This window comes from Dactylosporangium sp. NPDC050588 (assembly GCF_040654975.1).
GTDB lineage: Bacteria > Actinomycetota > Actinomycetes > Mycobacteriales > Micromonosporaceae > Dactylosporangium > Dactylosporangium maewongense.
The window spans coordinates 96184-122295 of the sequence record NZ_JBFAJA010000028.1 but is presented as its reverse complement, the minus strand read 5'-3'; the positions used below and the strand labels follow the sequence as shown (position 1 = coordinate 122295).

The following is a 26112-nucleotide window of genomic DNA, read 5'->3' as shown; positions in this document are numbered from 1 at the left end:
GCTGCCTGGGGGGTCGCTTGGCTGCTTCGGTGGGCGGCGGCCCGGGCCGCCGGGATCACCCCCGCACTGTCCTGATGGAGAGCTTCGGGTCGGCGGCGATCGACGCCTCCGAGTAGCGGCAGTCGCGCAGCTGCTTGTTGCGGAACAGCAGCGTCTGGTCGGTGGAGTTGGGCGAGTTCGGGTCGGTGGACTCGCTGTAGGTGAGGACGCAGCGCGCCGACGGGCCGGAGGACGTGAACGCGAGCGTCAGCAGGAAGCTGGTGCCGTAGTTCACCACGTACCCGCGGTCGGTGAGGTCGCTGCCCTCGGCGAACGTGCCCGGGTTCATGAACGGCTCACGGGACGAGCCCGGGAACGGTTCGTACTGCGCCATGTTGGCGATGCCGACGTTCTCCGTCGAGCCGGGCACCGGGATCCGCTGGCCGGCCTTCACGGTGTACTGGACGGACTGCAGCTGCACGTTCAGCGGCAGGCCGACGGCGCGCATCCGCAGCATCGCGCGGGCGAGCCCCGTCAGCAGCGGCGCCGGGTCGGCCGGTGCGCCGCGCGGGGTGCGGCCAGGGTCCGCGGGGTTGAACGCCACGCCGAACAACGGGCCCGCGGTCGTGAGCGCGTCGGGGTGCTCGGCGAGGACCGCGCCGATCGTCTCCCGCCACAGCACCGCGCCGCGGCTCGACAGGTCGAACAGCCGGTCCCAGGCGGCGAGCGCGGCGCAACCGGCACTGATATCGACCGGCGTGCCGTCCACGTTCACGGGCCGGGTGCCCTGCGCGCGGCAGGACGCCACCGTGTAGCCGGCGAGCTCCGCGGCCGTCAGCGAGTCGCCGGAGAGGATGGTGGTGCCGAGTCCGGCGAGGTCGAAGCGGGCCGTGCCGTTGATGAGCCGCAGGTTCTGCCGCGACCGCGCCGACAGTGGCGTGCCCTCCGAGCCCTGCAACGGCGAGAAGCCGGTCAGGAAGGCGTTCTGGTTCGGCACCCAGTGGCTGTCGTTGGAGTTGAAGACGTAGTCGCGCCGCTGCAACTGCGGCTGCTGGGCGAACGGGATCAGCCCCGGCGAGCGCGCCCCCGGCTGCACGACCCACGCGTTGGCGCTGTCGCTGCCGTTCAGCGCGCCGAGCGGGTGGTTCGCCATCTCCGTCAGCGACGCCACGGACAGGTTCGGCGTCGGCGACGAGTCGGTGTACCAGGCGTTGCCGGCCGAGTCGGTCGCGATCGTGTTCACCCACGGGATGCCCTGGTCGCGGCCGATCGACGCGCGCAGACCGGCGACGTCGGTGGCGCGGGCCATGTTCATCCACACCCGCAGCAGCCGGTCGTTGTCGATGTTGGCGTCGCGGTACGTGTACGCCGTCGTCGCCGTCCACCCGAACGCCGGGTCGATCGCCGACAGGTCCAGCACCGGCCCGTACCGGGTGAACCACATGGTGCGGGTGACGGTCTGCAGCGCGCCGCCCTGGTTGACCCGGATCGTCACCTGCTTCGACGTCATCGCCTCGGGCCGCCCGTCCACGAGGTACGTGGTCGGCGAGCCGGGGACGAGGTCGACGGAGTAGAACGTGAAGCGCGACCCTTCCGCGACCGTGTGCGTCCACGCGACCTTGTCGGTGAAGCCGATCTGCACCCCGGGGATGCCGCCGAGGCTCGCGCCGTACACGTTGAGACTCCCGGGGACGGTCAGCTGCGACTCCCAGAACTTGAGCTCGCCCTCCCACGGGAAGTGCGGGTTGCCGACCAGCATGCCCCGCCCGGTCTGGGTCTTGTCCGCGCCCAGCGCCCAGCCGTTGCTGGACAGGGCCTTCTGCTGCCGCAGCGCGGCCAGCCCGTCGGTGGTGACCTCCGGCGCGATCGCGAGCGCGGCGCTCGCGCTGCCCGGCGGGGTGGCCGAGGCGATCGGGGCGAGCAGCGCGCCGCCGCTGGCCAGCAGCGCGATGTCGCGCTGGTACGCGAGGACGTCGACCGCGGAGATCGGCGCGATCCACGGCTGGCCGGCGCACCAGCCGGGCACCCTGGCGGGGCCGGCGGCGGCCAGGAACGCGTTGAAGCCGCGCACGTAGCCGTTGAGCACGTCGCGCTCCTCGGGCTGCAGCCTGGTGAGCTGCTCCCGGGCGCGGTCGACGAGGCCCAGCGACTGGTAGGCGAAGTCGGTCGCCAGGTTGGCGCCGTCAGGCCCGGGGCCGAACCACCGTGACCGCTCGCTGCGGACCTTGACGACCTGGTCGGCGAGGTCGCAGAACCGGTCCTCGGCGTAGGCCCAGCCCTGCCCGAACGCGGCGCCGCCGACGCTGGAGGCCAGCACGTGCGGCACGCCGTAGCTCGTGCGCCTGATCACCGCGGTGTAGGCCCCGGAGGTGACGGTCTCCGCGGCGGCCGCGCCGGCGGGCACGCCGACGAACGCCGGCGCGAGCAGGCCTGCTGCCGATAACAATGTGAAGATCCGACGGACGCGGTGCACGGCTCCTCCGATGTGACGCAGCTGATTGACGGTGGCTCGAATCTGCGCTTTTCACCATGTGCAAGAAGACGCGTTTCAATGACGAGGGCGGCGTTTTCCCCGGTCGCCGGGGTGCGCGACACGTCAGGCCACCATATTGCAATCAGTGACCTTTGTACTACCGTCAATGCCGGATCTATCGAGATTCGCTGATCAACTCGGAAATTGATCGAATTCGCCGGTCCGGCGGTTCATGCTGGGCGGCTGGCCTTGCCGTCCAGCCACAGGGTGTCGCTGTCGTCGCGGTGGGTGCCGGCCGTGCCGACGTGCTTGCCGGGGATCTTCGGGCCGTTCTTGATCACGTGGACGAGCGCCATCGCGTGGCCGCGCCCGAGATCGAAGTCCGCCTTCAGCCAGTCCACGATCGCGCCGGCCTTGACCCCGGGCGCGTCCAGCCCCCGCGCCGCCGCAAGCCCGAGCAGCTCCCGCGGGGTCTTGCCGGTCTTGGTCTCGATGTTGTCGAGGTACGCCTGGAACGACATGTCGGTCTCCTCTGTCACCGGCACGCTCACCGTGCCGCTACAGACGCGTCGGACGGCTCGCCGCGCTTTCGACATCCGCCCCGGAACTTTTTCGCCCGGCCTCAGTCGTCGAGGTCGACCCCCTTCGCCACGGCCAGGGCGACCGCCTTCCTGGCCTGCTCGACGTCCGTGACGACGGGGGTCAGCAGCTTCGACAGGGCCTCGAGCGCGCCCCGGTCGGTCCCGTACGCGCAGAACATGCCGGCCTCCGGGTCGTAGGAGAACCGCCCGCCCAGCTCCGGCGCCTCGACGCTCACCAGCAGCCGCGCGATCGCCGCCCAGAAGTAGCCGTGCGGTTCGTGCCCCAGGGTCTCGACGGCGGTGTCGACCGGGGTGCTCCCGGCGTTCAGCAGCAGCGAGTACTTGCCCGGCGACGTCTCGATCAAGCGCAGAGGATTCATCCGCACATCCTGACAGGCGCCGCACACCGGGTCAGAAGAGCTCGGCGAGCAGGGCGGCGGCGCGGGCTGCGCCGTCGGCCGGCACGGCACGGTAGGCGACCGGACGGTCGATCTCCTCCGCGATCGCCGCCGCGAGCGAGTCGGGGGTGAGGGTGTCGTAGTCCATCCGCCGCCCGGCGCCGTGCCGGCGGAGCCGGTGCGTGACGTGGAACTGCTGCTCGAAGTGGTTGCGCAGCGGCACGTAGATGAACGGCCGCCCCGCCGCCGTCAGCTCCATGCACGTCGTGAGCCCGCCCTGCACCACCGCCAGGTCGCACGCGGCGAGGTGCCGGTCCAGCCCCGGCACGTACGGCAGGACGTCCAGCCCCGGCGGGGCCGCCACCGTGGCCGGGTCGATGCGGGGGCCGGCCACCAGGATCATCCGCAGGCCCGGCACCCGCCTGGCCGCCTCCGGAAACGCCGCGGCGACGAGCCGGAGCAGGTGCCCGCCGACCCCGGACCCGCCGACGGTGACCACGCAGACCCGCTCGCCGGGCCGGTAGCCGAGCGCCGCCCGCAACGCGCTCCGCTCCTCACCGGTCGCCGTACCGGCGACGTAGCCGGCGAAGTCGTAGTGCTCCGTGGTCCAGTCCCGGATGCGGGGCAGCCCGGGCCCGAACGGCTCGTCGATGACGTCGTCGGGGTCGCCGACGAAGATGGACCGGTCACGCAGGCGCGGGTACCGGTCAATGTGGCCGATCATCTCGGCGTTGTAGTCGGCGGCGACGAGGGCCTCCCGCTCGCCGCCGGACGGCATCGGCAGGAAGCCGACGAAGTCGGTGAGCCACGCGTACGCCGAACGCTTCAGCTCGGGGTTCTCGTGCAGGAAGTGGTCGACGTCCCACGCCTCGTCGCCGACGACGAGGTCGTAGCGCTCCGACTCCAGCAGGTCGTGAAACACCATGAAGTTGGCGACGAGGATCTCGTCCATCCTGCGCAGCGCCTCGAAACAGTGCAGGTCGTGCTCGCCGGACTCGCTCTCCACGTGCGCGGACTCGTTGGCCAGGAAGCGGCTCGCGGGATGGACGCGCTCGCCCGCGTCGGCGAGCATCCGGGTCACGGGGTCCTGGGTGAGCCAGTCGATCTCGACGCCGGGCCGCAGCTCGCGCAGCTTCGCGGCGATGGCGAGGTCGCGCCGGGCGTGGCCGAGACCGATCGGCGAGGACAGGTAGAGCACCCGCCGGGGCCGGGACGGCCGGCGGCTCCAGGCGCGGCGGACCGGCGCCGCCGGGCGGAACCGCTCGGCGAACCCGCGCACCAGCAGGTTGACCTGGACGGGGTCGCGGGCGAGCGGGATGTGGCCGCCGCCGTCGATGACCACCAGGTCGCCGCCGGTGAGCTCGGCGAGCGCCTCGCCGCGGGCCGGCGGGGCGACGCGGTCGTCGCTGCCGTGCAGCACCAGCACCGGGCCGCGCACCCGGCCGCACCAGTCCTCGATCTCCTCGCGCCCGGGCCGGTCGGCCTGGCTCTCGACGTCGAGCACGGCCCCGGTGGTCTCGAGGGCCCAGGCGACGCCGTCCTCGACCTGCTTCGTGGAGTGCGGCTCGCTGAAGCACTGCCCCATGAAGAACCAGGCGAAGTCCTCGTACTGCGACCGCCAGTACCGCCGGTTGTACTTGCGCCAGTGGTTCGCCGGGTCGGCGCCGAGCCGGGGCACCGCCGACGGTGGCAGGTCGGGCGCGGTCCGGTCGTCCAGCCCGCCGGAGGCCGCGCGGGCCTGCGAGAGCGGTGTGAGCGCGATCGAGGCGCCGATCGCGACCGTGCCGTGCACCCTCCCGGGATGCTCGGCGGCGAGCTCCAGCGCCCAGTTGACCGCGCGGGACAGCCCGACGACGACGGCCCTGTCGGTGCCGGTCGCGTCGAGCACGGCGAGCGCGTAGGCGACCTGCGCCGCCTGCCCGTACGCCCGCGGGGACAGCGGCCGGTCGGACCGCCCGTTGCCGGGCCCGTCGTACGTGACGACGCGGAAGTGCCGGGCCAGATACGGCACCTGGAGCTTCCAGACCCGCTTGTGCACCAGCGTCCACGTCGGCAGCAGCAGGATCGTCGGGCCGCCGGCACCGTGCACCTCGTAGTGAATCTTGACGCCGTCGTGCTCGACGAACCCCTCGGCGTCGGCCTGTCGCGCCCGCATCGCCCGTACCCTTCCCTCAGCGCACCGGACGGGGCACGAAGCGCGGCACCCGGCGCAGGTAGTCCTCGTAGGGTTCGCCGAGCTGGACGCGCAGGTCGCGCTCCTCCAGGCGGACACCCACCATGATGTAGCCGGTCGACGCCAGGGCGAAGACCAGCCGCCCGACGCTCAGGTCCGGCGCCGCCCAGAACGCGATCAGGAAGCCGACCATGAGCGGGTGCCGGACGAGCCGGTAGACGAGCGGCTCGCGGAGGCCCGGCTCGGCGTAGTGCCGGTCGCGGGCGCGGGCCAGCACCTGGCGCAGGCCGAAGAGGTCGAAGTGGCCGACGGCGAACGTGCTGAACACCAGGACCGCCCAGCCGAGGGCGTACACCGCCCAGAGGACGCCGCGGGCCCAGGCCGGGCCGACGGACCAGACGGTGGCGGGCAGCGGCTGCCACTGCCAGAACAGCAGGACCAGCACCGCGGTCGAGGCGAGGACGAAGGTGCTGCGCTCGATCGCGGCCGGGACGAAGCGGGTCCACCAGCGCTTGAACCACGGGCGGGCCATGACGCTGTGCTGGACGGCGAAGAGCGTCAGCAGCGCCGAGTCGACGAGCAGCGCCCGCCAGGCCGGGCCGGCGGCGCCGTCGTCGATGCCCTTGGGCACGCCGGCGCCGGCCAGGAACCCGATCGCGTAGAGCAGCGCGGCGACGAAGGCCAGGTAGGCCGCCGCGCCGTAGCCGACCACCGAGATCTTGCGAACCATGGTGCCACCTCCCTTGTTCGGTCGACCGACCGATAATCAGCAAGGTAGCATTCGGTCGACCGACCGAACAAGCACGCATCGATTGGGGACGGTTTGAACACGCAGGGCCGCATCATCGAGGCGGCGAGGACGTGCCTGCTCGCGGACGGATACGCCGCGCTGTCCACCCGCCGGGTCGCCGAGCGGGCCGGGGTGCCGCTCAGCCAGATCCACTACCACTTCGGCGGGAAGCAGGGCGTCATCCTCGCCCTGCTCGACCATGAGAATCAGCAGCTCGTGGCGCGTCAGGTCCGCATGTACGGCGCCGAGACCCCCCTCTGGAAGCGCTACGAGCAGGCGTGCGACTTCCTCGACGACGACCTCGCCTCCGGTTACGTGCGAGTGCTGCAGGAGATGATCGCGGCCGGCTGGTCCGACCCGCAGGTGGCGGCGCGGGTGACGGCGATGCTGGAGGCGTGGTTCGCCGTGCTGGTGCAGGTGGCGACGGAGGCCGAGCAGCGGTTCGGGTCGCTCGGGCCGATGCGCCCGGGCGACGTCGCCGGGCTCATCGGCCTGTCGTTCCTCGGCGGTGAGGCCGTCGTCCTGCTCGGCAGCGAGGACTGGAGCGGGCGCGTCCGCGGCTGGCTACGCAGCGTCGGCGACCTGATCCGCCACTTCGAGGAGGGCGACGTCAGCGGGCCGTCCCGAAGTTGATGCTGAAGTTCGCCGGGTTCGGGTCGGGGTCGCGCCGGTCGAACCGGGCCGGGCGGTAGCCGCGCACGGCACCCGAGAGGTAGACGAAGAGGGCGCCGACGAGCCACGGGTACAGGACGGAGACGAACATCAGCGGCAGCACCATCCCGGCGGGGAGCCAGACCATCAGGCTGGCCACCGCATAGACGGCCAGGCGCTTCAGGCCCCGGTTGAGCGGCTTGTCGCCGGGCGTGAGCCCCCTGAGCATGTCGATCAGCGACTTCACCAGCAGCACCAGGCCGACGAGGATCGCCAGCAGCGCGGCCTGGAAGGTGCGCGGGTCGAGGACGTCCACCTTCGCGTCGGACGCGTCGGCCTGGATCGCCTCGGCGAAAAACGTGCGGGCGCCCCGCAGATCCACGCCGCCGAGGTCGGCCTGGGTGAGTGACGCGCCGGTGAAGTCGGCGCCGCGCAGGTCCGCCTTCGGCAGGTCGGCCTGGCTGAGGTCGGCGTCGGCGAACGACGCGTCGCGGGCGTTGACGAGGTCCAGGTGCGCTTGGCCGAGGTCGGCACCGGCGAACGACGCGTCGCGGGCGTCGACGAGGTCCAGGTGCGCCTGGGTGAGGTCGGCGTCGTCGAACCGGGCGCCGCGCAGGTCGGCCCCGGTCAGCGTGGCCTGCACGAGGTCCGTGCCGCGGAACGAGGCGCCGTGGGCGTCGATGCCGGACAGGTCCTCCTGGCTCAGGTCGAGGCCGTCGAGGACGGCGCCGTGCAGGTCAGCGCAGGTGAGGTCGGGCAGGCCCTCGGTGGTGGTGATGTGCTGCCCGGCGAGCTGCGCCCGGGTCTCGGGGCAGTCGGGGCCGGGGGTCGGCTCCGCGGCGGCGGGGGCGGCACCGACGAGCACGGCGATGATCAGCAGGGCACCCGCGGCGCGGGCGAGGCGGATGGTCGGCACGCGCAACAGCATCGAGCGTCATGCACCCCCGCCGCCGCACTCCGTCTGGATCGCGACACGGTCGCGCCGGTCACGCCCGCCCGGGCGCCCTCATGACCAGGTCAGGGATGCGCGGTGGGCCCAGTAGGCCGCGGGGGTCTCGGCGGGCGGGAGCGGGCCGGGGTCGTCGACGTCCAGGGCGCGCAGGTTGGCGGCGAGCTGTGCGGTCGTGGCCGCGCCGGACAGCACCACGCCCGCCCACGGCTGGTGCAGCGCCGCGGCGATGGCGGCCGCGTCGCAGCCGGCGAGCCGCCCGTTGGCCAGGGACTCCTTGACGATGACGGTGCGGCCGTCCGCGTGCGCCTCGGCGAGGGCCGGCCCGGCGGACGGCTCCAGCGGGTTCCACGTCGCCTGCACGGTGCGGAACAGCGGCTCGCCGCCCACCTCGACGCGCAGCGCGGCCCGGATCGCGTCGGCCTGGCGCGGCCCGCTGGTGGACAGCCCGACGGTGACGCCGGTGGCGGCGAGGTCCGCGAGCCGCCGGTGCAGGGTGGCGTCGGTGAGCGCGGTGCTCTCCGGTGTCACGGAGTGGATCTGGTACAGGTCGAGCCGGTCCCCGAACAGCTCCAGGGTCTCGGCGACCTGCCGGTCGAACGTGGCGACGGAGTGGTCCTTCGCCTCGTGCACGGGCGCGTCGACCCGCCATCCGGCCGTGTACGTGTAGCCCCACTTCGACCCGGCGACGGCGCCCGCCTTCCCGGGCAGCCAGCCGGCGAGGAACTCCTCCGCCAGCCCGTAGGAGCGGGCCACGTCGAAATACCGGACCCCGGCGGCGTACGCGGCGTCGAGCAGCTCGTGGCTGCGGGCCCGCAGCGCCTCGACCGACCGGTCCGCGGGCAGATCCCGCTCCCGGCCGAGGTTGATGTACCCGGGCCGGCCCACGGCGGCGAGCCCGAGGCCGATGCGCATCGCGGGCGGTTCGAACGGCATGCCCGATCCTATGCCGGTCCTACTCCAGGCGGCGGCGCCGGATGAGCATCACGACACCCACCACGCCGGCGGTCAGCGCCACCGCGCCGACGGCGAGGATCGTGGGCCAGATCGAGTAGCCGCCGGTCTTTCCGGTCGCGGGCTGGGCGACCGCCGTCGCGGGCGCGGCGGCGGACGGCGGGGCGGCGTGCAGCTTGGCCGCCTCCTCCGGGGTGACGAGGTGGCCGACGGACGTCCCGGCCGGCAGGGCGAACCCCCAGTCGAGCAGCATCGTGCCCTGCTTCCACGCGCGGGCGGGCACGATCTCGGCGCCCATGACGGTGACGACGAGCCGCCGGCCGTTGCGCTGAGCGGCGCCGACGTACGTGTGCCGGGCCTCGTCGGTGAAGCCGGTCTTGCCGCCGATCGCGCCCTGGTAGCTGGTGAGGAGCTTGTTCTCGTTCTGGATCTGGAAGCCCTTCGGGTCCTTCGGCGGCTGCGCGGGCCACTGGTAGGCGAGGGTGGTGTCGTACGTGATGAAGTCCGGCCGGGCGAAGTCGGCGCGGGCGATGAGGGCCAGGTCGTAGGCGCTGGTGAGCTGGTCGGGGGCGTCGAGCCCGGACGGGGTGACGGCGTGGGTGTCGTCGGCGCCGAGCCGGCGCGCCTCGGCGTTCATCGCGTCGATCGTGGCGGCCACCCCGCCCTCCCCACCGGCGACGCGGGCGAGGGCGTTGGCGGTGTCGTTGCCCGACTGCAGCAGCAGCCCGAGCCACAGTGTCGACACCGGGTACTTCCCGCCGACGATCATGCCGACGGCGGAGCTGTCCTTGGGCAGGTCGAGGTCCTCGGCGGTCGCCTCGACGACCTGCGCGGGGTCCAGCTTCGGCAGGGCGGTCGCGGCGAGCAGCAGCTTCTGCACGCTCGCCGGTCGGCGGCGCAGGTGCGGCGCGCACGCGCCGAGGACCTCGCCGGTGTCGAGGTCGGCGACGATCCACGACATGGCCGACAGCGTCGGCGGCGCCGCCGTCCCGGCCGCCACGGCCAGCCCGGTCGTGCCGAGCTGGTCCCCGCCGACGGCCTGGGCCGCGGGGTCCAGCACGGGCGACGGCGGCGTCGGCGGGATGGTGGGGATCGAGGCGTACGGGCAGGGCACCACCGCGGGAGGCGCCGCACCGAGCACCGGAGCGGGCCACGCCAACAACCCCGCGCTCACCACGGCCGCCACCAGACCCGTCGCTCTCATGGCGGGCAGACTAACGCTCCGCGGCGAGGTACGCCCCCGCACCACCGCCGACCACGATCAACACCACCCCGAACACCAGCAGGCCGGCGGCCTGGCCGAGCCCGGCGACGATCAGGCAGTGCCCCCGTGACCTGCCGCCCACGAGCGATCAGCGTCCATGGCCGCGGCGTGGGCGGCAAGGACGTCGACGGCGGCGGCGACGGCCGGGCGGGCGGCGGCGCTGTCCCGCCACAGGGCGAACACCCGCCTGGCCGGCTGGGGGTCGATCGGCACCAGCCGGACCCCTGCCGGCACGGGGTCGCGGCCGAGCCGCGGGATGACGGCCGCGCCGAGACCGGCGGCGACGAGCGCCAGCTGCGTCGAGTGCTCCGACGCGGTGTGCCGGATCCGGGCCTGGGCGCCGTGCCGGCGCAGGGTGGCGGCGAGCCAGTCGTGGCAGATCTGGCCCGTGCTCCAGCCGATCCAGTCGTCGCCGGCCAGGTCGGTGACGGCGACCGCGGACCGCCCCGCGAGCGGGTGCCCGGCGGGCAGCGCCACGTCGAACGGGTCGTCCAGCAGGTGCCGGCGGGACAGGCCGTCCGGGACGCCGAGGACGTCGTCGGACCAGTCCTGCACGACGGCGACGTCCAAATGGCCGCGGCGCAGCGCGGCGACCGCCGCGTCGGGCTCCCGCTCCGACAGCGACACGTCCAGGTCGGGGAAGCGGCCGGTCAGCTCGGCGAGGACGCCGGGCAGCAGCCCCCGGGCCGCGGTCGCGAACGCGGCGACGGCGAGCGGCCCGGCGACGACGCCGCGGTGCTCGGCGAGGCCCGCCTCGACCCGCTCGACCAGGTTGAGCACGTCGGCGGCGCTGCGGGCGAGGACGGCGCCGGCCTCGGTGACCCGGATGCCGCGGCCCTGCCGCTCGACGAGGCGCTGGCCGACCTCCCGCTCCAGCCGGGCCATCTGCTGCGACACGGCCGACGTGGTCACGTGCAGCGCGGCGGCGGCCCCGCCGACCGAGCCGGTCGTCCAGATGGTGTGCAGCACGCGCAGCCGCTCCAGGTTCAACACCGTAGCGATGCTACGCGATTGCCTGAAGAACCTTTCACTTGTCCTTACCAGTTGTGGGCCGCAGGGTGGACCGCATGGAGACAACCTTTGCCATCGGCGGCGACATGAAGGTCCACCGGCTCGGGTTCGGCGCGATGCGGCTCACCGGCCGGCCCGCCACACCGGAGCGGGAGACCGCCCTGACCGTCGCCCGCCGGGCCGTCGAGCTCGGCGTCACGCTCGTCGACACCGCCGACTCCTACGACCTGGGCGCCAACGAGGAGCTCGTCGCCGAGGCGCTGCACCCCTACCGGGACGGCGTCGTCGTCGCCACCAAGGGCGGGCAGGTCAACCTCGGCCGGGAGTGGATCCCGCTGGGCCGGCCCGAGTACCTGCGCCAGCAGGCCGAGCTGAGCCTGCGGCGGCTGAGGGTCGACCGCATCGACCTGTACCAGCTCCACCGCGTCGACCCCGAGGTGCCCTCGCGGACCAGATCGGGGCGCTGCGGCGGCTGCGCGACGAGGGGAAGGTCCGGCACGTCGGGCTGTCGGAGGTGACCGTCGAGCAGCTCGTCGAGGCGTCGCGGATCATGCCGATCGCCAGCGTGCAGAACCGCTACAACCTCACCGACCGCGCCGCCGAACCGGTGCTGGAGCACTGCGAGCGGCACGGCATCGCGTTCCTGCCGTGGCTGCCGGTGGCGCCCCTGAGCAGGGGCTCCGACACCAGCGGGGACGCCGTCGGCCGGGTCGCCGCGCGGCTCGGTGCGACCCGGACGCAGGTCGCCCTGGCCTGGCTGCTGCACCGCTCCCCCGTCGTGCTGCCGATCCCCGGCACGTCCCGGCTCGCCCACCTCGAGGAGAACGTCGCCGCCGCCGGCATCACGCTCGGGCCGGCCGACCTGGACGAGCTCGAGTAGGCTCCCTGCCGTGGTCAGGGTGGGGATCGCGGTCTTCGTGTGCCGCGGCGGCAGGTTCCTCATGGGGCGCCGCCGCGGCGCGCACGGCGCCGGCACGTGGTCGGTGCCGGGCGGGCACCTCGAGTTCGGCGAGTCGTTCGAGGACACCGCGGTCCGCGAGGTCCTCGAGGAGACCGGCGTCCAGATCACCAACGTCCGGTTCGGCGCCGTCACCAACGACGTCTTCGCCGACGAGGACCGGCACTACGTCACCGTCTGGATGCTCGCCGACCATCTCGCGGGCGAGCCGGCGATCCTCGAGCCCGACAAGTGCGTGAGCCTCGCCTGGCACGACCTCGACGACCTCCCCGAGCCGCTCTTCCTGCCCTGGCGGCAGCTGCGGGAGTCGCCGCTGTTCGACGCGATCCGGCGGGAGCTCAGCGCGACACGGTGAAGGCCACCGGGCCGACCCGCAGGACCCCGTCGTCGAGCGGCTCGCAGCGCACGCCGCCCTTGCCCCGCAACGCCTTCCACGCGCCCGGCCCGATGGTCGCGTCCATCCAGGCGCACGGGTGCGCGGCCCGCCGCACCCGCAGCCGGACCGGCCCGTCGCCGCTGTCGAGGGTCAGCACCGCGCCGACGAGCTCGTCGACGGCGATCCCGGCGACCATGATGTTGCGCCGCACCTGCGTCAGCCCCGCCCCGCCGGGCAGCGACTCCCGCGCGATGACGGTGACGCTCGCCTCCCGGTGCGCCGGCCTGCCGAAGTACCGGTCGCCGACGACCCCCAGCCCGGCCCGGATCCGGATCTCGGGCACGAGGTCACCGGCGTTCGCCGGCAGCGGACCGTCGGCGGGGCGCCCCACGTACCGATGCGAAGGCGACGACAGCAGCTCCACGATCTCCGCCATGACGGCAGTCTGCCACTGCCCCGTGGCCCTTGTCGGGTCCGCTGTCGGGTCTCAGGGGGCGACCGGGGCCGATCCCTGATGCCGGCCAGGGTCCCGCCGGCGCACGCTTGAGGAACAACGCGATCACGCGACGAAGGAGCGAGACGATGGAAAGCGTGCACCAGTCGATGCGACAACAGGGCCTGGTCCGGCCGGCGCAGGGCCGCGTGCTCGGCGGCGTGTGCGCCGGCCTCGGGCGGCGCTTCGGCATCGATCCCTGGCCGGCGCGGCTGCTGTTCATCCTGATCCTGCTGCTGATCCCGGGCAGCCAGATCCTGATCTACCCGATTCTGTGGATCATCATGCCGGCCGAGCCGGTGACCGCGACGCCGCCCGTCGACGTCTGGGCGAAGACCACTCACTAAGATCAACCGGCATGTCCGACGAATGGCGTGCCAGGCTCACCCCCGCGTTCGAGGCGCTGCTCGGCGCCCCGCTGTCCGACCACCCGCAGGACGCGACCTACGCCACCTTCGCGTGGGGCAACTTCCTCCGTGAGGCCGGCCTCGACCGGCTGCCCGCGTGGCTCGACCCCGCGGCCCTGCGCGGCGACACCGTCCTGGTGCACCAGCACCTGGCGGTGAACGACGAAGGGCCGCTGCGGGTCGACGCGGCCGGTTCACTGTTCGACATTCCATCGGCGGATGGATTGCTGGAGGGCCGCGAACTCCAGCTGCCCCCTGCGGAGGACTGGCGCGTCGCGTACGTGCGGCTCGCCTCCGACGGCACGCTCTTCGACGCGATGCGCGCCGCCACCCAGGTCGGCGACGGACCCGAGGACCTGTTCGAGTTCGAGTTCGACGCCGACGAGGAGTGGGAGGCCGCCCTGGCCGAGGCCGGCGTGGACGACGAGCTGCTCGCCCACCTGCGCTGGTGCTGCGCCGACGGCACCGCCGGCATGGTCTTCAACGGCACCGGCCCGTTCAAGGTCCCCCGCGGCACCGTCGTCGCGTCATGGTCCGACGAGGCCGGCTTCCAGTGGGACATGGCCGTCGTCAGGCTCTAGGCGGCGCCGGCTCAGCCGCCGCCCTCGCCGCGTTCGGTCGCGGTCTGCACGGAGTGGACCGGGTCGCCGGAGTCGGGCTTGCGGTCGAACGGCAGCCCCGGCGCGTCCGCCTGCCCGCCCGGCCCGAGCGTCGTGCGCGCCCCCACGGCCGACGCGTTCGGGCGGTCCGGGTCGTCGATCGCCTCGGCGCCCGCGGTGCCGGGCGTGCCGGTGGTGCCCATCGTGGCGTTCTCGTCCGTCTTCTCGTCGCTCATACCTCCCGCATACCCACTGGCGGGCCCGCGTCCCATCGCACGGCAGTGCAGGATCGGTGCATGGACACCAGCGCGCGGTTCAGCGTCGGCGACGGGTACGCGGTGTACCGGGGACCCGCGACGGACAGCGCCCCGCACCGCCACGCCGCGTTTCAGGTGGCGATCGCCGCGCGGGGCGAGGTGCGGCTGGTGGACGCCGCCGGCACCGAGCACCGGGGTGCGGTGCTGGTGGTGGCGCCGATGGTGCGGCACAGGATGCTCGCGACGGCGCACCTCGTCACGTTCTTCGTCGAGCCGCAGTGCGTCTTCGCCGGTCGGTTGCGGCGGCGGTACGGTGGAGGCATCGCGCACGCGGCCGAGCTGCACGCCATGAGCGAGGGCGATCTCGGCCCGGCGAGCGTGTGCCCGGCGGGCGGGATCGACCCGCGGCTGCTGCGGGTCATGGAGACGCTGCGCGGCGACGCGCCGCCGATGGCCGACCTGGCCGCCTCTGTCGGCCTGTCCCCGCAGCGGCTGCGCGCCCTCGCCCAGGCGCAGCTGGGCATGCCGCTGGCCCGCTGGCGCGGGTGGGCCCGGCTGCGGCGGGCGGCGGAGGCGCTGCAGCGGGGCCGGTCACCGGCCGACGCGGCCGCCGAGGCAGGCTTCACCGACCAGGCCCACCTGACCCGCCGGATGCGCGAGATGATCGGCCTGACCCCCGCCGTGGCCGTCGCCGCCCTCGCCGGTCCGGTGCCCCGTCAGGGGCGGCGCGCGACGTAGAGCGAGATCGACCCGGTGACCGTGGGCACCACCTCCGCCTCGCGGACGTCGCCGAACCCGGCACCGGCGATCAGGCCGGGCAGGACGCCGTCGGCGTTGGGCCGGGTGTCGGCCCTGCCGTCGGCGAGCTGTACGGTCCGGAACGCCAGACGCATCGCCCGTGTTCGCTGCAGCCCGTAGTCCGCGACGACCATCCGGCCGCCGGGGCGCAGGACCGCGTGCATCGAGGCGAGGATCGCCCGCTTCATCGGGATCGGGCACTGGTGGAGCACGAGACTGGACACCGCCGTGTCGACGGATCCGGTGCCCAGCAACGGCACCAGCTGGTCGCCCAGCCCTTGCTCCCACCGCACCGCCGCACCGGCGCCCTTGCGCCTGGCCGCCGCCAGAACCGAAGGGTCGGGGTCGACGCCGACGATCGTGGCGCGGGGCTCGGCGCGGGCCAGGAGCAGCGCGAGGGTGCCGGTCCCGCAACCGACGTCGACGACGGTCTCGCCGGGGCGGGGCGACGCGTACATGACGACGGATGACCGCCAGCGTCGCTCCCGGGTCAGTGCGACCACCGGGTCGTAGAACCTCGTCGGCGCCAGGCGGCCGAGCGCGGGGGTGAAGTCATCGCTCATGCCGGGCAGTCTGCGCGACCCGGCGGCGGCCCGGCTTGCACCGAACGCTCGCCGCGGACCCGAGGGCGCCGGCGCCGCGACGGGACCGGCGCCCCCGGGGCTGCTCAGGGGGCTACTCGCCGGCGGGCACCTGGTTCTTGACGTCGTCGTAGCCGGCCTTCGCCGGCGGCTCGCCGGGCGCGTAGATCACCCGGATCACGCCCGTCGGGAAGACCTCCGTCGCCGTCACCTTCAGGTGGTACGGGGCGTCACCCTCGTCGAACAGCCGGCGGCCCTTGCGCGCCGCCACCGGGTGCACCAGCAGGCGCACCTCGTCGACCAGACCGGCGGCGAGCAGCTGCTGCACCACGGAGATCGAGCCGGGGATGAGGATGCCCTTGACGCCGGGGTCGGCCTTGAGCGCCGTGACGGCCTCGACGAGGTCGCCGGCGATCAGCTCGGAGTTGCGCCACGTGAACTCCAGCGGCTGCCGCGACACGACCACCTTGCGCACGTCGCCGAGCTGCTTGGCGAACCCGGCGTCCTCGCCGCCCGCGGCCTCCCGCTCGGGCCACGCCCCGGCGAAGCTGTCGTAGGTCTCGCGGCCGATCAGCAGCACGTCGGAGGTGTCGTAGTCCTCGCCGACGCAGCGGCCCATGTTGTCGTCGAAGTACGGGAAGTGCCAGTCGGGGTCGATCTCGGCCACGCCGTCGGCCGAGATGAACAACGTGGAAATGACCTGCGCCATCGCGGTGATTCCCTTCGAGTCGGTGACCGGGCCAGCCTAGTCCGAACCGGAAGTTACCGACGGGTATGCCTGGAGTGTCGGAGTTCGGTGCCGATCCGCCGTGATGTGAGTGGGTTCCGGGACGTCCGGGTGGGAACGCGGCTCCTCGCCAGCGGCGTGGTCACGATGGTGCTGGTGCTGGGCGTCGCCACGCTCGGCTACGCCGTCACACTGAGCCAGCGGGACAAGGCCTTCGCGGCCGCCGACGCCCAGCGGGCGGTCGCCGCGGCGCTGCAGGTCAAGTTCCGCGGCGCTGACCTCAACGGCTGGCAGACGGCCTACGCCTTCGACGTCGCCCGCGAGGGCCCCGCCGCCGCCACCGACTCGTCCGGCAGCCGCAAGGCGTTCCTGGACGCGGCGGCCGCGTTCGAGCGGGATCTCGGTTCGCTCGACGCGTGGCGTACCGACGCCATCATCAACGAACAGATCACCCTGATGCGTCAGACGTTCGCCGACTTCATGAAGGTCGACCAGCAGATCGTCGCGCTCTACCGGTCGGGCACCGCACAGGACCGCGCGGCGGCGGACAAGCTCATCCTCGGGGCCGAGATCGAGCTCTTCACCCGGATCACCAAGGCCGGCGACGACGCGGTCGCGGAGGCACGGGCACAGGCACAGTGGAGCAACCAGCGGCTCCACGACACCGGGGCGATCGCCCGCGGGTGGATCCTGACCGTCAGCGTCCTCGCCCTGGTGCTGACCGCCGCCAGTCTGTGGCTGCTGCGCTCGTCGATCCTGCCGCCGCTGCGGGCCGTCGCGTCGGTCCTCGCCGGGGTGGCCGACGGCGACCTCACCCGCACCGCCGTCGTGCGCGGCCGCGACGAGTTCGGCGAGATGGCCGCCGGGCTCAACCGCGCCAACGAACGCACCCGCGGCGTGGTCACCGCGATCTCCGAGCACTCCCGCGCGGTGGCCGCCAGCGCCGAGGAGCTGTCCGCGACGACCCAGCAGATCGCGGCCGCGGCCGTGGAGGCGGGCACCCAGTCCGACCTCGTCGCCGGGTCCGCCGAGGAGGTGTCGCACAACGTGCAGACTGTCGCGGCCGGCGCGGAGCAGATGACCATGTCGGTCCGCGAGATCGCCAGCAACGCCGGCCGGGCCGCGAGCGTCTCCAGCACCGCCGTCGACTCCGCCCGCGCCGCCACCGGCACCGTCAACGCGCTCGGCGCCGCCTCCAACGAGATCAACGCCGTGCTGAAGGTCATCACCGCGATCGCCGAGCAGACCAACCTCCTCGCTCTCAACGCCACGATCGAGGCGGCCCGCGCGGGCGCGGCGGGCAAGGGCTTCGCCGTGGTCGCCGCCGAGGTCAAGGACCTCGCGGAGGAGACGGCGCGGGCGACCGGCGACATCGCCGGCCGCATCCAGGCCATCCAGGGCGGCGTCACCGACGCCACCTCGGCGATCGCCGCGATCGCCGAGGTGATCGACCAGGTCAACAGCTACCAGCAGACGATCGCCACCGCCGTCGAGCAGCAGACCAGCACCACCGCCGAGATCGGCCGCAACATCACCGAGGCGGCCGAGGGCGCCGGCTTCATCGCGAGCAACATCAGCAGCATCGCCGTCGCCGCCAACGAGACCAGCCGCGGCGTGACGGAGGTCCGCACCGCCACCCACGACCTGGCCCGGCTCGCCGCCGAGCTGCAGTCGCTGGCCGGCCAGTTCCACGTCTGACGGCTCGCGCCTCAGGCGATGGACATCGACCCGGTCGTCCCGGTGACCCGCCAGCCGTCGCCGCCAACGAGACCAGCCGCGGCGTGACGGAGGTCCGCACCGCCACCCACGACCTGGCCCGGCTCGCCGCCGAGCTGCAGTCGCTGGCCGGCCAGTTCCACGTCTGACGGCTCGCGCCTCAGGCGATGCTCATCGACCCGGTCGTCCCGGTGACCCGCCAGCCGTCGCCGCTCTGGTACTGCACGACGTAGGTCAGCCAGGTCGCGCCGAGGCAGGCGACGAACCCGTTGACGCCGACGGTGACCCTGCGCGCGTCCCCGACCGGCGGGCCCAGCGTGATCAGGATCGCGTCGTCCTTGACCCGCGCGCAGCTCTCCTTGTGCTCGAGCACGGTGTCGCGGTCGGCGACGAACAGGACCTTCGTCGCCGGCGCCAGCGCCTCGGCGATCCGCTGCTGGGTCGCGGCCGGGATCGGCACGCCGCCGGCCTGCTTCCCGCTCGGGTCGGCGGCGTCGCCGAACGTGTGGTCCATGACATACACCGTCGGGAACGCCCGCTCGGGGAACGAGTTCTCCGAAGGCGTGCCGAGATACCGCCGCAGCACCTGCACCGCGATGTCGCCGGCCGGCGTCCCCGCCGGTGACCCCGCCTGTGTCGGTGCGGGCGCCCCCGCCACGAGATCCGGCGGCACCTGCCGGGCGCAGCCCGCCGCCACCAACAGAAGTCCGAGCATCGCCCCCATGACCTGCCTGCTGCTCCTCATGCCGTTCTGACGGCTCGGCGCCGGCGGTGGTTCCCGCGGGTTCAGTACGGGTTGCCGGTCCCCGGCAGCCGGCCCCGGAGCAGGCCGCCGGTGCGGCCCGGAAGCAGGCGGCCGGCGGACATCGGCGGGCTCTTCGTGTGCGCCCTGGCCGCCATGCCGTCGACCAGCTCGCGCAGCGCCGCGACCGCGTCGACCGACGGGTGCCAGCCGAGCTCGGTGGTGGCCCGCTCGCTCGACATCAGCGGTGCGCTCAGGGCCAGCTGCACCCAGCCCGCGTCGACGGGTTGCAGGCGCAGCCACCAGGAGAGCGCGGCGCCGCCCCGCAGCAGCACGCCCGGCACCGGCACCGTCCGGCCGTGGAAGTGCTCGGCGGCGACCCGCGGGGTCAGGACCGGGTCCGTCGCGAGGTTGAACGCGCCGCGAACGTCCGAGGTGAGCGCCCGCGCGTACGCGTCGGCGACGTCGTCGGCGTGGACCGCCTGCAGCCGCAGCCGCGGGTTGTCCGGCACGATCGGCAGCCGGCCGAAGCGCAGCAGGCGGGTCGGCGCGAGCGGGCCGAGGAAGTACCGGGCGATCTCGGTGCCGGCGTCCCGCTGGAAGATCAGGCCGGGCCGCACCCGCACGATCCGCAGCCACGGGTCGGTGCGCTCGACGGTGTCGAGCATGCCTTCGACGACGACCTTGTCCCGGCTGTACGACGACGCCGCCACCCCGGTCTTCGGCCAGTCCTCGCCGACGAGGCGGTCCTTCGACCCGGGCGCGTAGACGCCGACGGACGAGGCGACGACGAGCGCGGGCACGCCCGCCCGGACGGCGGCGCCGATGACGGCCCGGCTGCCGTCGACGTTGGTGCGGCGCAGCACCTGGCGGTCGTGGCTCGGCTGGATCTGCCAGGCGAGGTGCACGACCGCGTCGGCGTCGGCGAACACCGGCTCGAGCCGGTGCGTGGCGCCCTTCGCGCCGATGTCGCACCGGTACCAGTCGACGCCGGTGTACGGTGCGCCCGCAGCCGGCCCCGGCAGCCGGCGGGCCACGCCGGCGAGGTCGTGCGTGCCGTCCTGGTGCAGGCGGCGCAGCAACGCGGTCCCGGCGTTGCCGGTGGCGCCGACGATGACGATGCGCATGCCGTGCTCCCCCTATGTCGAAGTGCCGCCTCCCGCTTACGGCCGGGCCGCCTCCAGCAGGCCGCCGCGGACCCGGGTGCGCAGCAGGACCTGGTCGGAGCCCGCCGGCCCGTGCACGGCGTGCCCGTCGGCGAGCGCGAACACGCTGCCGTGCCATGGGCACTGGACGCACACCTGCCCGTCGACGTCGACGGTGCGCCCGTCGGTCAGCGGGCCGCCCCGGTGCGCGCACTCGCCCACCATCACGCTGAAGCGGTCGCTCTCCCGGTACACGAGCACGGTCGTGTCGCCGAACGCCCTCGTGCCGACCTTCCGGTCCGCGAAGCTGTCCACCGAGTCGACGGTGCGCCACTCCCGCGGTACACGAGGCAACGCCGCAGCCGCGTGGTTGACCCCGGCCGCCTGGGCGAACGCCAGGTGCCCGCCGAGATACGCGCTCGTCCCGGCGACGCCCAGCCCCGCGAACGACAGCGCCCGCCCGCGCCGGTGCTCGCCGCACAGTCGCGCCACGATCGACGCGGTGAACAGGCCGACCGCGACGGTGTTCGCGGCCGCGTGCACCAGCGCGACCCGGCGCTGCTCCCGCGACAGGGTGCCGAAGTCGGCGGCGCCGGTCGCGACCGACGGCAGCGTCCCGGCGGTGCCGGCGACGAGCAGCGCGGTCGCGGCGGGCTCGGTGCCGGGCAGCAGGTCGAGCACGGCCGCGCTCATCCACGCGCCGACCGGGAGCTGCACCATCGCCGGGTGCGCCGGATGCCCCAGCTGCCGCCCGTGCAGTGCCTCGCCGACCGGCCCCTTGCCCACCGTGGCGAGCACGACCCGCCGGACGGCGTCACCGATCCGGTCGAGCCAACGGGCGTTCTCCAGCCTGGCCAGCACACGCATGCGGGTCCCATGCCCGGCACGGGTCCGCCGAAACACCGCACCCGTGCAAGGATCGACGGATGCCGAAGCTGCCCGGGCTGCCCGCGGCGCTGCGGGTGCGGGACTTCAGGCTGCTGTGGACGGGCCGGTTCGTCAGCCTGCTCGGCAGCTGGCTGCTGACCGTCGCCGTCCCCGCGCACGTCCTGCAGATCACCGGCTCGCTCATGGCCACCGGTCTCACCCTCGCCGCGGAGTACCTGCCGGTGCTGCTGCTCGGTCCGCTCGCCGGGGTGCTCAGCGACCGCTGGGACCGCCGCCGGGTCATGCTCACCACCGACGTGGTCCGCGCCGCGGCGGTCGCCACGATGCTCCTCGCCGACTCCCCCGGCACCGTGTGGATCGTCTACGCCGCCCTCGCCGCCGAGAGCACCGGCTCGGTCCTGTTCCGCCCGGCCGCACAGGCGTACACGCCCGCCGTCGTCGGCACCGGCACCCGCCTCAGCAGCGCCAACGCGCTCACCGCCGGCACCGACGGCGTCGTCCGGCTCGTCGGCGCCCCGCTCGGCGCCGTCCTGCTCCTGGCCTACGGCTTCCCCGTGCTCATCTGGGCCGACGTCGCCACCTACCTGTGCTCGGCCCTGGCCATCTTCCTCACCACCCGCCACCCCGGCGCGCGGGCGTCCCGGACGACGGTCGCGGCGATCCGCGAGGAGCTGCGGCACGGCCTGCGCACCATCCGCGGCGACCGGATGACCCGGTGGCTGCTGGTCGTCAGCACGCTCTTCACCCTCGCCAACGGCTCCCTCAGCGCCCTGCTCGTCCCGCTCGGCGTCACCGAACTCGGCGGCCCCCGCCAGGCCGGCCTGGTCGTCTCGGCGCTCGGGGCCGGGTTCCTGCTCGGCGCCCCGCTCATCAGGCTGCTGGTCGACCGGGTCCAGCCGCGGCATCTGTACGCCGTGAGCCTGCTGTGCACCGGTGCCGGTTTCCTGGCGCTGTTCACCGCCGACGGCCTGCCCGTCGCGCTGCCCGCCGCCGTCGGCATCGGGGTCTCCGGCTCGATGACCTGGGCGGTGCCGCAGACCACGGTGCAGCGCACCCTCCCCAACGCCGTCCTCGGCCGGGTGAGCGCCGTCTTCCTCAGCGGCGAGGCCCTCGCCACGCTGGTCGGCGCGGTCGCCGGCCCGGCGCTCGCCCAGGCCGCCGGCCTCACCACCCTGGCCGTCCTCGCCAGCACCGTCACCGTCGCCACGGCCGCGCTCGCCCTGCTGCTCCTGCCGAGGTTGCCCGCCCTGGTGCCGGCCTCGTGAGGTCTGAGTGCCGGCGTTTTGAGACGACGCGCGCCCCGCGGCCGGCCGGGGCCGGTGCGGGGCGCGGGGGTGTCTTCGCCGTCAGGCGGTCATCGCGTCGAGCGCCTTCTTCAACGCCTTCGGCTGGGTCGGCTTCTTCGGCGCGCTGGGCCGCAGCTCCTCCATGCGGGCGCCGATCTCCTGCAGCTGATTGCGACCGAGGCCCGCCCGGACCTTCGGGAACCACTCCTGCTCCTCCTCGTCGATGTGGTGCGTCACGCTCTCGATGAGCACCGTCACCTTCGCGTCGAAGTGCTCGTCGTCCGGGCTCATCGTGGCGAGCTCGAAGCACAGCACGTCCGCGACGTGATGCTCCTCGTACGACTCCAGCACGTCGTCCTCGACGTCCGGCAGCAGCTTGCGGACCTCCGGGTACATGACCTCGTTCTCGAGGTACGTGTGGACGGTCAGCTCCTCCAGGATCTTGCCGACGATCTCGGCCTTGCGCCGCTTCGCCGCGTCCCCCACCGACTGGAACTCCTTGAAGAGCCGCTTGACGGTCTTGTGGTCCTCTTTGAGCACAACGATCGCGTCGGTCGACACGAGCCCCTCCAAACGTGGAAATGCCTGGGTGTATGCCGTTATGGCTACCCTTCTTTGTACCTCCGCAAACGCTGTTGGGACCGCCCCACCGACACCACGAGCAGCTTCCGGACCACGAGGATCGCCGCCGCGGCCGCGAGCGGCCGCCAGTCCGTGCTGACGGAGAGCCGCAGCATCCCGCCCGCGAGCCAGAAGTCCAGCGCCACCCTCAGCGCGCCCCGCAGGTCCCGCCCGAGCGCGAACGTCACCCACCCCGCAACCAGCCCCGCCGCGACACACCCCAGCGCCGCGTACTCCACCAGCACCCGCATCACGGCGCGGCCGCGTCCTTCCCCCGGGCCAGTTCCTCCCGCTCCTCCTTGATCTCGCGGCCGAGGAAGTAGTTCAGCCCCGTCCGGATCGCCGCGACGGCGGCAAGCTCCCCGATCTCCCGCAGCGTCGGAGCGACCGCCGTCCGCAGGATGTCCCCGGCGAGCTGAAACTCCAGCCCCAACGCCAGAAACCTCCCCAGCCCCAGCCTGACCTGCGTGAACCCTTCAACCCGCCGAGTCCGCACGGCCACCACCACGAACCGCACGAACGCCACCACCGCCCCGACGAAGATGACCACCGCGCCGGCCGCCTCCACCACCCGCACCATCAGGTCGACCACACCCGACAGCCCCGCCTTGCCGAACTCCAGCTCCACCCGCCCCTTCTGCCCACCCCACCGCCACACAACCACCGCCACCCACGCCCCAGCGGCCCCGACGCAGGGGAGCACAACCCGGACAGCACCCCTTCGGACACCGCCTGGAACCACTGCCGGACAGCACTGTCTGCCGACACAGCCTGGCAACAATCCAGACCACACACGCTGTGGACACACCGCGGATCACCGATCGGCAACACGACCCGAACACCAGATCCTGGGGACACGACCCGGGACTCCGTCGGCGGTCGCGCGCCCAAAAGCAGGCCCCGGCGGACACATGCGGACACGGCCCAGCCACGACACGACCCGAACACCCCAGATCCTGGGGACACGACCCGGGACTCTGCCGGCGGTCGCGTGCCCAAGCAGGCCCCGGCGGACGCATGCGGACACGGCCTGGCCAGGACGCAACCCGGGGCTCCGTCGGCGGTCGCGCGCCCAAGGCAGGTCCAGGCGGACGCATGCGGACATGGTCCAGCCAGGACACGCCCTGGGCGACGCCGAGACGCTGCCCGCCGACACGGGCCGCGCACACGGGCCGCCGCCATGGGCCGGACGGCGGCGCCGGGGACGGAGGGGGTCAGAGGCGGCGCAGCACGCTGACGACGCGGCCGAGGATGGTGGCCTCGTCGCCCGGGATGATGTCGTACGCAGGGTTGCGTGGCATGAGGTCGACATGACCGTCGTCGCGGCGGCGGTAGACCTTGACGGTGGCCTCGCCGTCGATCATCGCGGCGACGATGTCGCCGTTGTCGGCGACCGGCTGGCGGCGGACCACGACGAAGTCGCCGTCGCAGATGGCGGCCTCGATCATCGAGTCGCCCTTGACCCGGAGGGCGAACAGGCTGCCGTGACCGACGAGCGAGGACGGCAGGGTCAGCTCGTCGTCGGCCTGCTCCTCGGCGAGGATCGGCTGACCGGCGGCGATCGCACCGAGCACCGGCACGCTGACCCCGGCGTCACGGTGGATGGTGCCCGACGCGCCATGGGCACCGGCCCGCCCGCCGGATCTGGCCCGGGTCTGACCCCCAGTCCGGATGCCGGTCACGTCGTCAACTTGGCCACCCTCAGCACGATTGTCGCTCCGGGCCCCGGATCGGAGGTCATCCGCCACCCCGGCCCAGGGACCGAGCCGAACGTCAGCGTCACTGCGGCGGCCCCCGACACCGTCATCACCGCGAGCACCGGACCGCACGTCACCCGCGAGCCCAGCCCAAGGGCCGAGCCGAACCCCAGCCCCGCCAGCACCGCCAACCCCGGCCCTGCCAGCACCGCCAACCCCGGCCCCGCCAACCCCGGCCCCGCCAGCGCCACGAACCTCGACACCGCCAGCACCGCCGACCCCGGCCCCGCCAGCCCGGGCACCGCCAGTGCCACGAACCCCGGCACCGCCGATCCCGGCACCGTCAGCACCGCGAGCCCCGGCACCGTCGTCGCCACGAGCACCGGATCGCGCATCGCCCGCGACCCCGGGCCAAGGACCGAGCCGGACCTCAGCGCCACCATCACCACGGCCCGCCCCAGCGCGACCGCCGCCGTCGACACCCGGCCCGACCCCGCCCGCGGCACCGGATCCGGCGCCGGGCTGAGCGTCGCCCGACTCGGCGCGCACGCCCTCCCTGGCGTCCATCGCCCGGGGCCAGCGGCCGTCGCGGCGCAGATAACCGAGGCGCTCCAGCGACTTGAGATGGTGCGACACCGACGACGTCGAGACCAGGCCGACGGCCGCGCCGATCTCGCGCACCGTGGGTGGATAGCCGTGCTCCTCGACCCAGCCGCGGATCACGGTCAGAACGCGCTGCTGCCGGTCACTGAGTCCACTGTCCACCATGCGATCACCATACGCCAATATTCGATCACCTGTACGAGAATCACCCTACCGACGGGGTGCGACAAAAAGGCTCTGGACCGATCGGCCGATGGGGCCATGCTGGTCGTGCAGGGCGGTGTCGGCGAGGCCGATGCCCGCGGGGTCGATGGAGGTGGCCGAGCGCAGGCACACCCACTCCCCGATCGGGTGCCGCAGCAGATGTACGGTCAGGTCGGCGTTGACGAAGAGGAAGCTGCGCAGCTCCAGCTCGTTGCTGATCCCGTTGCCCGAGTCGGCGGCGACCAGGACGCGGGTCAGCGGGCTGGGCTCCTCACCGTCCACAAGGGACTCGTTCATGCGCAGCCAGGCGGTCGCCGGGCCGCGTTCCAGGAACGAGCCCTCGGAGAAGCGGAAGTCCATCGCCGTGTGGTAGCCGACGTCGTGGGTCGTCGGGTAGAGCGGCTTGACGGTGGCGCCGTCGAGGTGGACGGTCGGGGGCGGGACCGCGGCGGGCACCACGTCCGCCCCCGCGCGGATCAGCAGCGCGGTGCAGCGCATGTACGGCTCGATCGCCGCCTCGACGAGCGCGACACTGCGGCCCTGCCGGACGATCCGCGCCTCCACGGACAGTTCCGCGATCGGGACCGGCTTGGCGATCTCGAAGGTCATCCGGGCGACCCGCATGCCGGGCGGCGCAACCTGCTCCACCGCCCGGCCGAGCAGCGCCGCCGGCGGCCCGGCGTGCTGCGATCCCGCGTCCCACGGCCCTCGCGTGTGTGCTGTCGAAGCGAACCGGCCGGAGCCCAGCGGAAGGTAGAACGCCATCGGGACATCGTAGATCGACGCCTGCC

29 protein-coding genes and 3 pseudogenes are annotated in these 26112 nt (G+C 73.5%); 8 read left to right on the top strand and 24 right to left on the bottom strand.

The annotated features are described in order from the left end of the window. Positions 1 to 55 precede the first annotated feature (55 nt). The 5 genes from AB0I21_RS21330 to mddA form a co-directional block, all read right to left on the bottom strand. Complete coding sequence (locus AB0I21_RS21330; RefSeq protein ID WP_360563450.1) at positions 56 to 2425, bottom strand: penicillin acylase family protein; 2370 nt, start codon at positions 2423 to 2425, stop codon at positions 56 to 58. Positions 2426 to 2682: 257 nt separating this feature from the next. After that, positions 2683 to 2991, bottom strand: a complete 309-nt coding sequence (locus AB0I21_RS21325) for a DUF4287 domain-containing protein (protein WP_360563448.1) — start codon at positions 2989 to 2991, stop codon at positions 2683 to 2685. Positions 2992 to 3074: 83 nt separating this feature from the next. After that, positions 3075 to 3413 (bottom strand): Imm51 family immunity protein, encoded by a 339-nt coding sequence (locus tag AB0I21_RS21320; RefSeq protein ID WP_360563446.1) that lies wholly within the window; start codon positions 3411 to 3413, stop codon positions 3075 to 3077. Positions 3414 to 3444: 31 nt separating this feature from the next. After that, positions 3445 to 5586: an alpha/beta fold hydrolase gene (locus AB0I21_RS21315; protein ID WP_360563444.1), complete on the bottom strand. Its 2142-nt coding sequence runs from the start codon at positions 5584 to 5586 to the stop codon at positions 3445 to 3447. Positions 5587 to 5602: 16 nt separating this feature from the next. Continuing rightward, the gene (gene mddA, locus AB0I21_RS21310) at positions 5603 to 6334 is read right to left on the bottom strand and encodes a methanethiol S-methyltransferase (protein WP_360563442.1); all 732 of its coding nucleotides are present in this window, start codon (positions 6332 to 6334) and stop codon (positions 5603 to 5605) included. Positions 6335 to 6427: 93 nt separating this feature from the next. Between mddA and AB0I21_RS21305 the strand changes: the two genes are divergently transcribed. Beyond that, positions 6428 to 7027 (top strand): TetR/AcrR family transcriptional regulator, encoded by a 600-nt coding sequence (locus AB0I21_RS21305; RefSeq protein ID WP_360563441.1) that lies wholly within the window; start codon positions 6428 to 6430, stop codon positions 7025 to 7027. Here the strand turns inward: AB0I21_RS21305 and AB0I21_RS21300 are convergent. The 5 genes from AB0I21_RS21300 to AB0I21_RS21280 form a co-directional block, all read right to left on the bottom strand. Beyond that, positions 7005 to 7961, bottom strand: coding sequence for a pentapeptide repeat-containing protein (locus tag AB0I21_RS21300; RefSeq protein ID WP_360563439.1), 957 nt, complete (start codon positions 7959 to 7961; stop codon positions 7005 to 7007). The two genes, AB0I21_RS21305 and AB0I21_RS21300, sit on opposite strands and share 23 nt — an antisense overlap. Positions 7962 to 8051: 90 nt before the next feature. Continuing rightward, positions 8052 to 8930, bottom strand: a complete 879-nt coding sequence (locus AB0I21_RS21295; RefSeq protein WP_360563437.1) for an aldo/keto reductase — start codon at positions 8928 to 8930, stop codon at positions 8052 to 8054. A gap of 19 nt (positions 8931 to 8949) precedes the next feature. Next, entirely contained in the window at positions 8950 to 10152 is a 1203-nt protein-coding gene (locus tag AB0I21_RS21290) for a D-alanyl-D-alanine carboxypeptidase family protein (protein WP_360563435.1), read from the bottom strand. A gap of 10 nt (positions 10153 to 10162) precedes the next feature. Beyond that, positions 10163 to 10294 (bottom strand): hypothetical protein, encoded by a 132-nt coding sequence (locus tag AB0I21_RS21285; RefSeq protein WP_360563434.1) that lies wholly within the window; start codon positions 10292 to 10294, stop codon positions 10163 to 10165. Further along, positions 10264 to 11205, bottom strand: a complete 942-nt coding sequence (locus tag AB0I21_RS21280; RefSeq protein WP_360563432.1) for a LysR family transcriptional regulator — start codon at positions 11203 to 11205, stop codon at positions 10264 to 10266. Before AB0I21_RS21280 ends, AB0I21_RS21285 begins: the two co-directional genes overlap by 31 nt. A gap of 74 nt (positions 11206 to 11279) precedes the next feature. Here AB0I21_RS21280 and AB0I21_RS21275 point away from each other — a divergent pair. Both AB0I21_RS21275 and AB0I21_RS21270 read left to right on the top strand, forming a co-directional pair. After that, positions 11280 to 12103, top strand: a pseudogene (locus AB0I21_RS21275) (aldo/keto reductase). Between the two features lie 10 nt (positions 12104 to 12113). Then, on the top strand, positions 12114 to 12536 hold the full coding sequence (locus tag AB0I21_RS21270; protein ID WP_344510615.1) for an NUDIX hydrolase: 423 nt from the start codon (positions 12114 to 12116) through the stop codon (positions 12534 to 12536). Here the strand turns inward: AB0I21_RS21270 and AB0I21_RS21265 are convergent. After that, a complete protein-coding gene (locus AB0I21_RS21265; protein ID WP_360563430.1) occupies positions 12520 to 12993 on the bottom strand; it encodes a molybdenum cofactor biosysynthesis protein in 474 nt (157 codons plus the stop codon). The two genes, AB0I21_RS21270 and AB0I21_RS21265, sit on opposite strands and share 17 nt — an antisense overlap. A 146-nt stretch (positions 12994 to 13139) precedes the next feature. Between AB0I21_RS21265 and AB0I21_RS21260 the strand changes: the two genes are divergently transcribed. Beyond that, positions 13140 to 13397 carry a PspC domain-containing protein gene (locus AB0I21_RS21260; RefSeq protein WP_344510619.1) on the top strand — a complete coding sequence of 86 codons (258 nt, stop codon included), beginning with the start codon at positions 13140 to 13142 and terminating at the stop codon, positions 13395 to 13397. Positions 13398 to 13408: 11 nt separating this feature from the next. Continuing rightward, entirely contained in the window at positions 13409 to 14038 is a 630-nt protein-coding gene (locus tag AB0I21_RS21255) for a hypothetical protein (protein WP_360563429.1), read from the top strand. 11 nt (positions 14039 to 14049) lie between these two features. Here the strand turns inward: AB0I21_RS21255 and AB0I21_RS21250 are convergent, their stop codons facing one another. After that, a complete protein-coding gene (locus tag AB0I21_RS21250; RefSeq protein WP_360563428.1) occupies positions 14050 to 14292 on the bottom strand; it encodes a hypothetical protein in 243 nt (80 codons plus the stop codon). Between the two features lie 60 nt (positions 14293 to 14352). Between AB0I21_RS21250 and AB0I21_RS21245 the strand changes: the two genes are divergently transcribed. After that, positions 14353 to 15051, top strand: coding sequence for an AraC family transcriptional regulator (locus tag AB0I21_RS21245; RefSeq protein WP_360563427.1), 699 nt, complete (start codon positions 14353 to 14355; stop codon positions 15049 to 15051). Here AB0I21_RS21245 and AB0I21_RS21240 read toward each other — a convergent pair. Further along, complete coding sequence (locus AB0I21_RS21240) at positions 15030 to 15674, bottom strand: class I SAM-dependent methyltransferase (RefSeq protein ID WP_360563425.1); 645 nt, start codon at positions 15672 to 15674, stop codon at positions 15030 to 15032. The genes AB0I21_RS21245 and AB0I21_RS21240 overlap by 22 nt on opposite strands. Before the next feature lie 112 nt (positions 15675 to 15786). Then, positions 15787 to 16401 carry a dihydrofolate reductase family protein gene (locus tag AB0I21_RS21235; RefSeq protein WP_360563423.1) on the bottom strand — a complete coding sequence of 205 codons (615 nt, stop codon included), beginning with the start codon at positions 16399 to 16401 and terminating at the stop codon, positions 15787 to 15789. Between the two features lie 129 nt (positions 16402 to 16530). Here AB0I21_RS21235 and AB0I21_RS21230 point away from each other — a divergent pair, with 129 nt between their 5' ends. Next, the gene (locus tag AB0I21_RS21230) at positions 16531 to 18117 is read left to right on the top strand and encodes a methyl-accepting chemotaxis protein (protein WP_360563421.1); all 1587 of its coding nucleotides are present in this window, start codon (positions 16531 to 16533) and stop codon (positions 18115 to 18117) included. A 178-nt stretch (positions 18118 to 18295) separates the two neighbouring features. On the opposite strand, the gene AB0I21_RS21225 is transcribed toward AB0I21_RS21230, so the two are convergent. The 3 genes from AB0I21_RS21225 to AB0I21_RS21215 all read right to left on the bottom strand — a co-directional run bounded on the left by AB0I21_RS21225 (position 18296) and on the right by AB0I21_RS21215 (position 20889). After that, positions 18296 to 18850 carry a hypothetical protein gene (locus tag AB0I21_RS21225; protein ID WP_360563419.1) on the bottom strand — a complete coding sequence of 185 codons (555 nt, stop codon included), beginning with the start codon at positions 18848 to 18850 and terminating at the stop codon, positions 18296 to 18298. 71 nt (positions 18851 to 18921) lie between these two features. Continuing rightward, positions 18922 to 20004 (bottom strand): NAD-dependent epimerase/dehydratase family protein, encoded by a 1083-nt coding sequence (locus AB0I21_RS21220; RefSeq protein ID WP_360563417.1) that lies wholly within the window; start codon positions 20002 to 20004, stop codon positions 18922 to 18924. Positions 20005 to 20040: 36 nt separating this feature from the next. Continuing rightward, a complete protein-coding gene (locus AB0I21_RS21215) occupies positions 20041 to 20889 on the bottom strand; it encodes a Rieske 2Fe-2S domain-containing protein (protein ID WP_360563415.1) in 849 nt (282 codons plus the stop codon). A 59-nt stretch (positions 20890 to 20948) separates the two neighbouring features. Here AB0I21_RS21215 and AB0I21_RS21210 point away from each other — a divergent pair, with 59 nt between their 5' ends. Then, a complete protein-coding gene (locus AB0I21_RS21210) occupies positions 20949 to 22175 on the top strand; it encodes an MFS transporter (RefSeq protein WP_360563413.1) in 1227 nt (408 codons plus the stop codon). Between the two features lie 81 nt (positions 22176 to 22256). On the opposite strand, the gene AB0I21_RS21205 is transcribed toward AB0I21_RS21210, so the two are convergent. The 7 genes and pseudogenes from AB0I21_RS21205 to AB0I21_RS21175 form a co-directional block, all read right to left on the bottom strand. After that, entirely contained in the window at positions 22257 to 22757 is a 501-nt protein-coding gene (locus tag AB0I21_RS21205) for a hemerythrin domain-containing protein (RefSeq protein ID WP_344510642.1), read from the bottom strand. Positions 22758 to 22801: 44 nt separating this feature from the next. Then, positions 22802 to 23071 (bottom strand): hypothetical protein, encoded by a 270-nt coding sequence (locus AB0I21_RS21200; protein ID WP_360563411.1) that lies wholly within the window; start codon positions 23069 to 23071, stop codon positions 22802 to 22804. Further along, positions 23068 to 23397: a DUF1622 domain-containing protein gene (locus tag AB0I21_RS21195; RefSeq protein WP_360563455.1), complete on the bottom strand. Its 330-nt coding sequence runs from the start codon at positions 23395 to 23397 to the stop codon at positions 23068 to 23070. The genes AB0I21_RS21200 and AB0I21_RS21195 overlap by 4 nt, the downstream gene beginning before the upstream one ends. Before the next feature lie 634 nt (positions 23398 to 24031). Then, positions 24032 to 24397 (bottom strand): annotated as a pseudogene (gene lexA / locus AB0I21_RS21190) (transcriptional repressor LexA); the annotation flags it as partial. Between the two features lie 98 nt (positions 24398 to 24495). Further along, positions 24496 to 24996: a hypothetical protein gene (locus tag AB0I21_RS21185; RefSeq protein WP_360563456.1), complete on the bottom strand. Its 501-nt coding sequence runs from the start codon at positions 24994 to 24996 to the stop codon at positions 24496 to 24498. A 73-nt stretch (positions 24997 to 25069) separates the two neighbouring features. Continuing rightward, positions 25070 to 25282, bottom strand: a pseudogene (locus AB0I21_RS21180) (helix-turn-helix domain-containing protein); the annotation flags it as partial. A gap of 45 nt (positions 25283 to 25327) precedes the next feature. Next, on the bottom strand, positions 25328 to 26086 hold the full coding sequence (locus tag AB0I21_RS21175; protein WP_360563409.1) for a thioesterase family protein: 759 nt from the start codon (positions 26084 to 26086) through the stop codon (positions 25328 to 25330). Positions 26087 to 26112: the final 26 nt, after the last annotated feature.

Bases quoted from the DNA above. Each gene is read 5' to 3' on its own strand.
- AB0I21_RS21320 (WP_360563446.1), bottom strand. From the start codon at position 3,413: ATGAATCCTCTGCGCTTGATCGAGACGTCGCCGGGCAAGTACTCGCTG.
- AB0I21_RS21315 (WP_360563444.1), bottom strand. From the start codon at position 5,586: ATGCGGGCGCGACAGGCCGACGCCGAGGGGTTCGTCGAGCACGACGGC.
- mddA (WP_360563442.1), bottom strand. From the start codon at position 6,334: ATGGTTCGCAAGATCTCGGTGGTCGGCTACGGCGCGGCGGCCTACCTG.
- AB0I21_RS21295 (WP_360563437.1), bottom strand. From the start codon at position 8,930: ATGCCGTTCGAACCGCCCGCGATGCGCATCGGCCTCGGGCTCGCCGCC.
- AB0I21_RS21290 (WP_360563435.1), bottom strand. From the start codon at position 10,152: ATGAGAGCGACGGGTCTGGTGGCGGCCGTGGTGAGCGCGGGGTTGTTG.
- AB0I21_RS21265 (WP_360563430.1), bottom strand. From the start codon at position 12,993: ATGGCGGAGATCGTGGAGCTGCTGTCGTCGCCTTCGCATCGGTACGTG.
- AB0I21_RS21260 (WP_344510619.1), top strand. From the start codon at position 13,140: ATGGAAAGCGTGCACCAGTCGATGCGACAACAGGGCCTGGTCCGGCCG.
- AB0I21_RS21255 (WP_360563429.1), top strand. From the start codon at position 13,409: ATGTCCGACGAATGGCGTGCCAGGCTCACCCCCGCGTTCGAGGCGCTG.
- AB0I21_RS21250 (WP_360563428.1), bottom strand. From the start codon at position 14,292: ATGAGCGACGAGAAGACGGACGAGAACGCCACGATGGGCACCACCGGC.
- AB0I21_RS21245 (WP_360563427.1), top strand. From the start codon at position 14,353: ATGGACACCAGCGCGCGGTTCAGCGTCGGCGACGGGTACGCGGTGTAC.
- AB0I21_RS21240 (WP_360563425.1), bottom strand. From the start codon at position 15,674: ATGAGCGATGACTTCACCCCCGCGCTCGGCCGCCTGGCGCCGACGAGG.
- AB0I21_RS21235 (WP_360563423.1), bottom strand. From the start codon at position 16,401: ATGGCGCAGGTCATTTCCACGTTGTTCATCTCGGCCGACGGCGTGGCC.
- AB0I21_RS21225 (WP_360563419.1), bottom strand. From the start codon at position 18,850: ATGCTCGGACTTCTGTTGGTGGCGGCGGGCTGCGCCCGGCAGGTGCCG.
- AB0I21_RS21220 (WP_360563417.1), bottom strand. From the start codon at position 20,004: ATGCGCATCGTCATCGTCGGCGCCACCGGCAACGCCGGGACCGCGTTG.
- AB0I21_RS21215 (WP_360563415.1), bottom strand. From the start codon at position 20,889: ATGCGTGTGCTGGCCAGGCTGGAGAACGCCCGTTGGCTCGACCGGATC.
- AB0I21_RS21210 (WP_360563413.1), top strand. From the start codon at position 20,949: ATGCCGAAGCTGCCCGGGCTGCCCGCGGCGCTGCGGGTGCGGGACTTC.
- AB0I21_RS21195 (WP_360563455.1), bottom strand. From the start codon at position 23,397: ATGGTGCGGGTGGTGGAGGCGGCCGGCGCGGTGGTCATCTTCGTCGGG.
- AB0I21_RS21175 (WP_360563409.1), bottom strand. From the start codon at position 26,086: ATGGCGTTCTACCTTCCGCTGGGCTCCGGCCGGTTCGCTTCGACAGCA.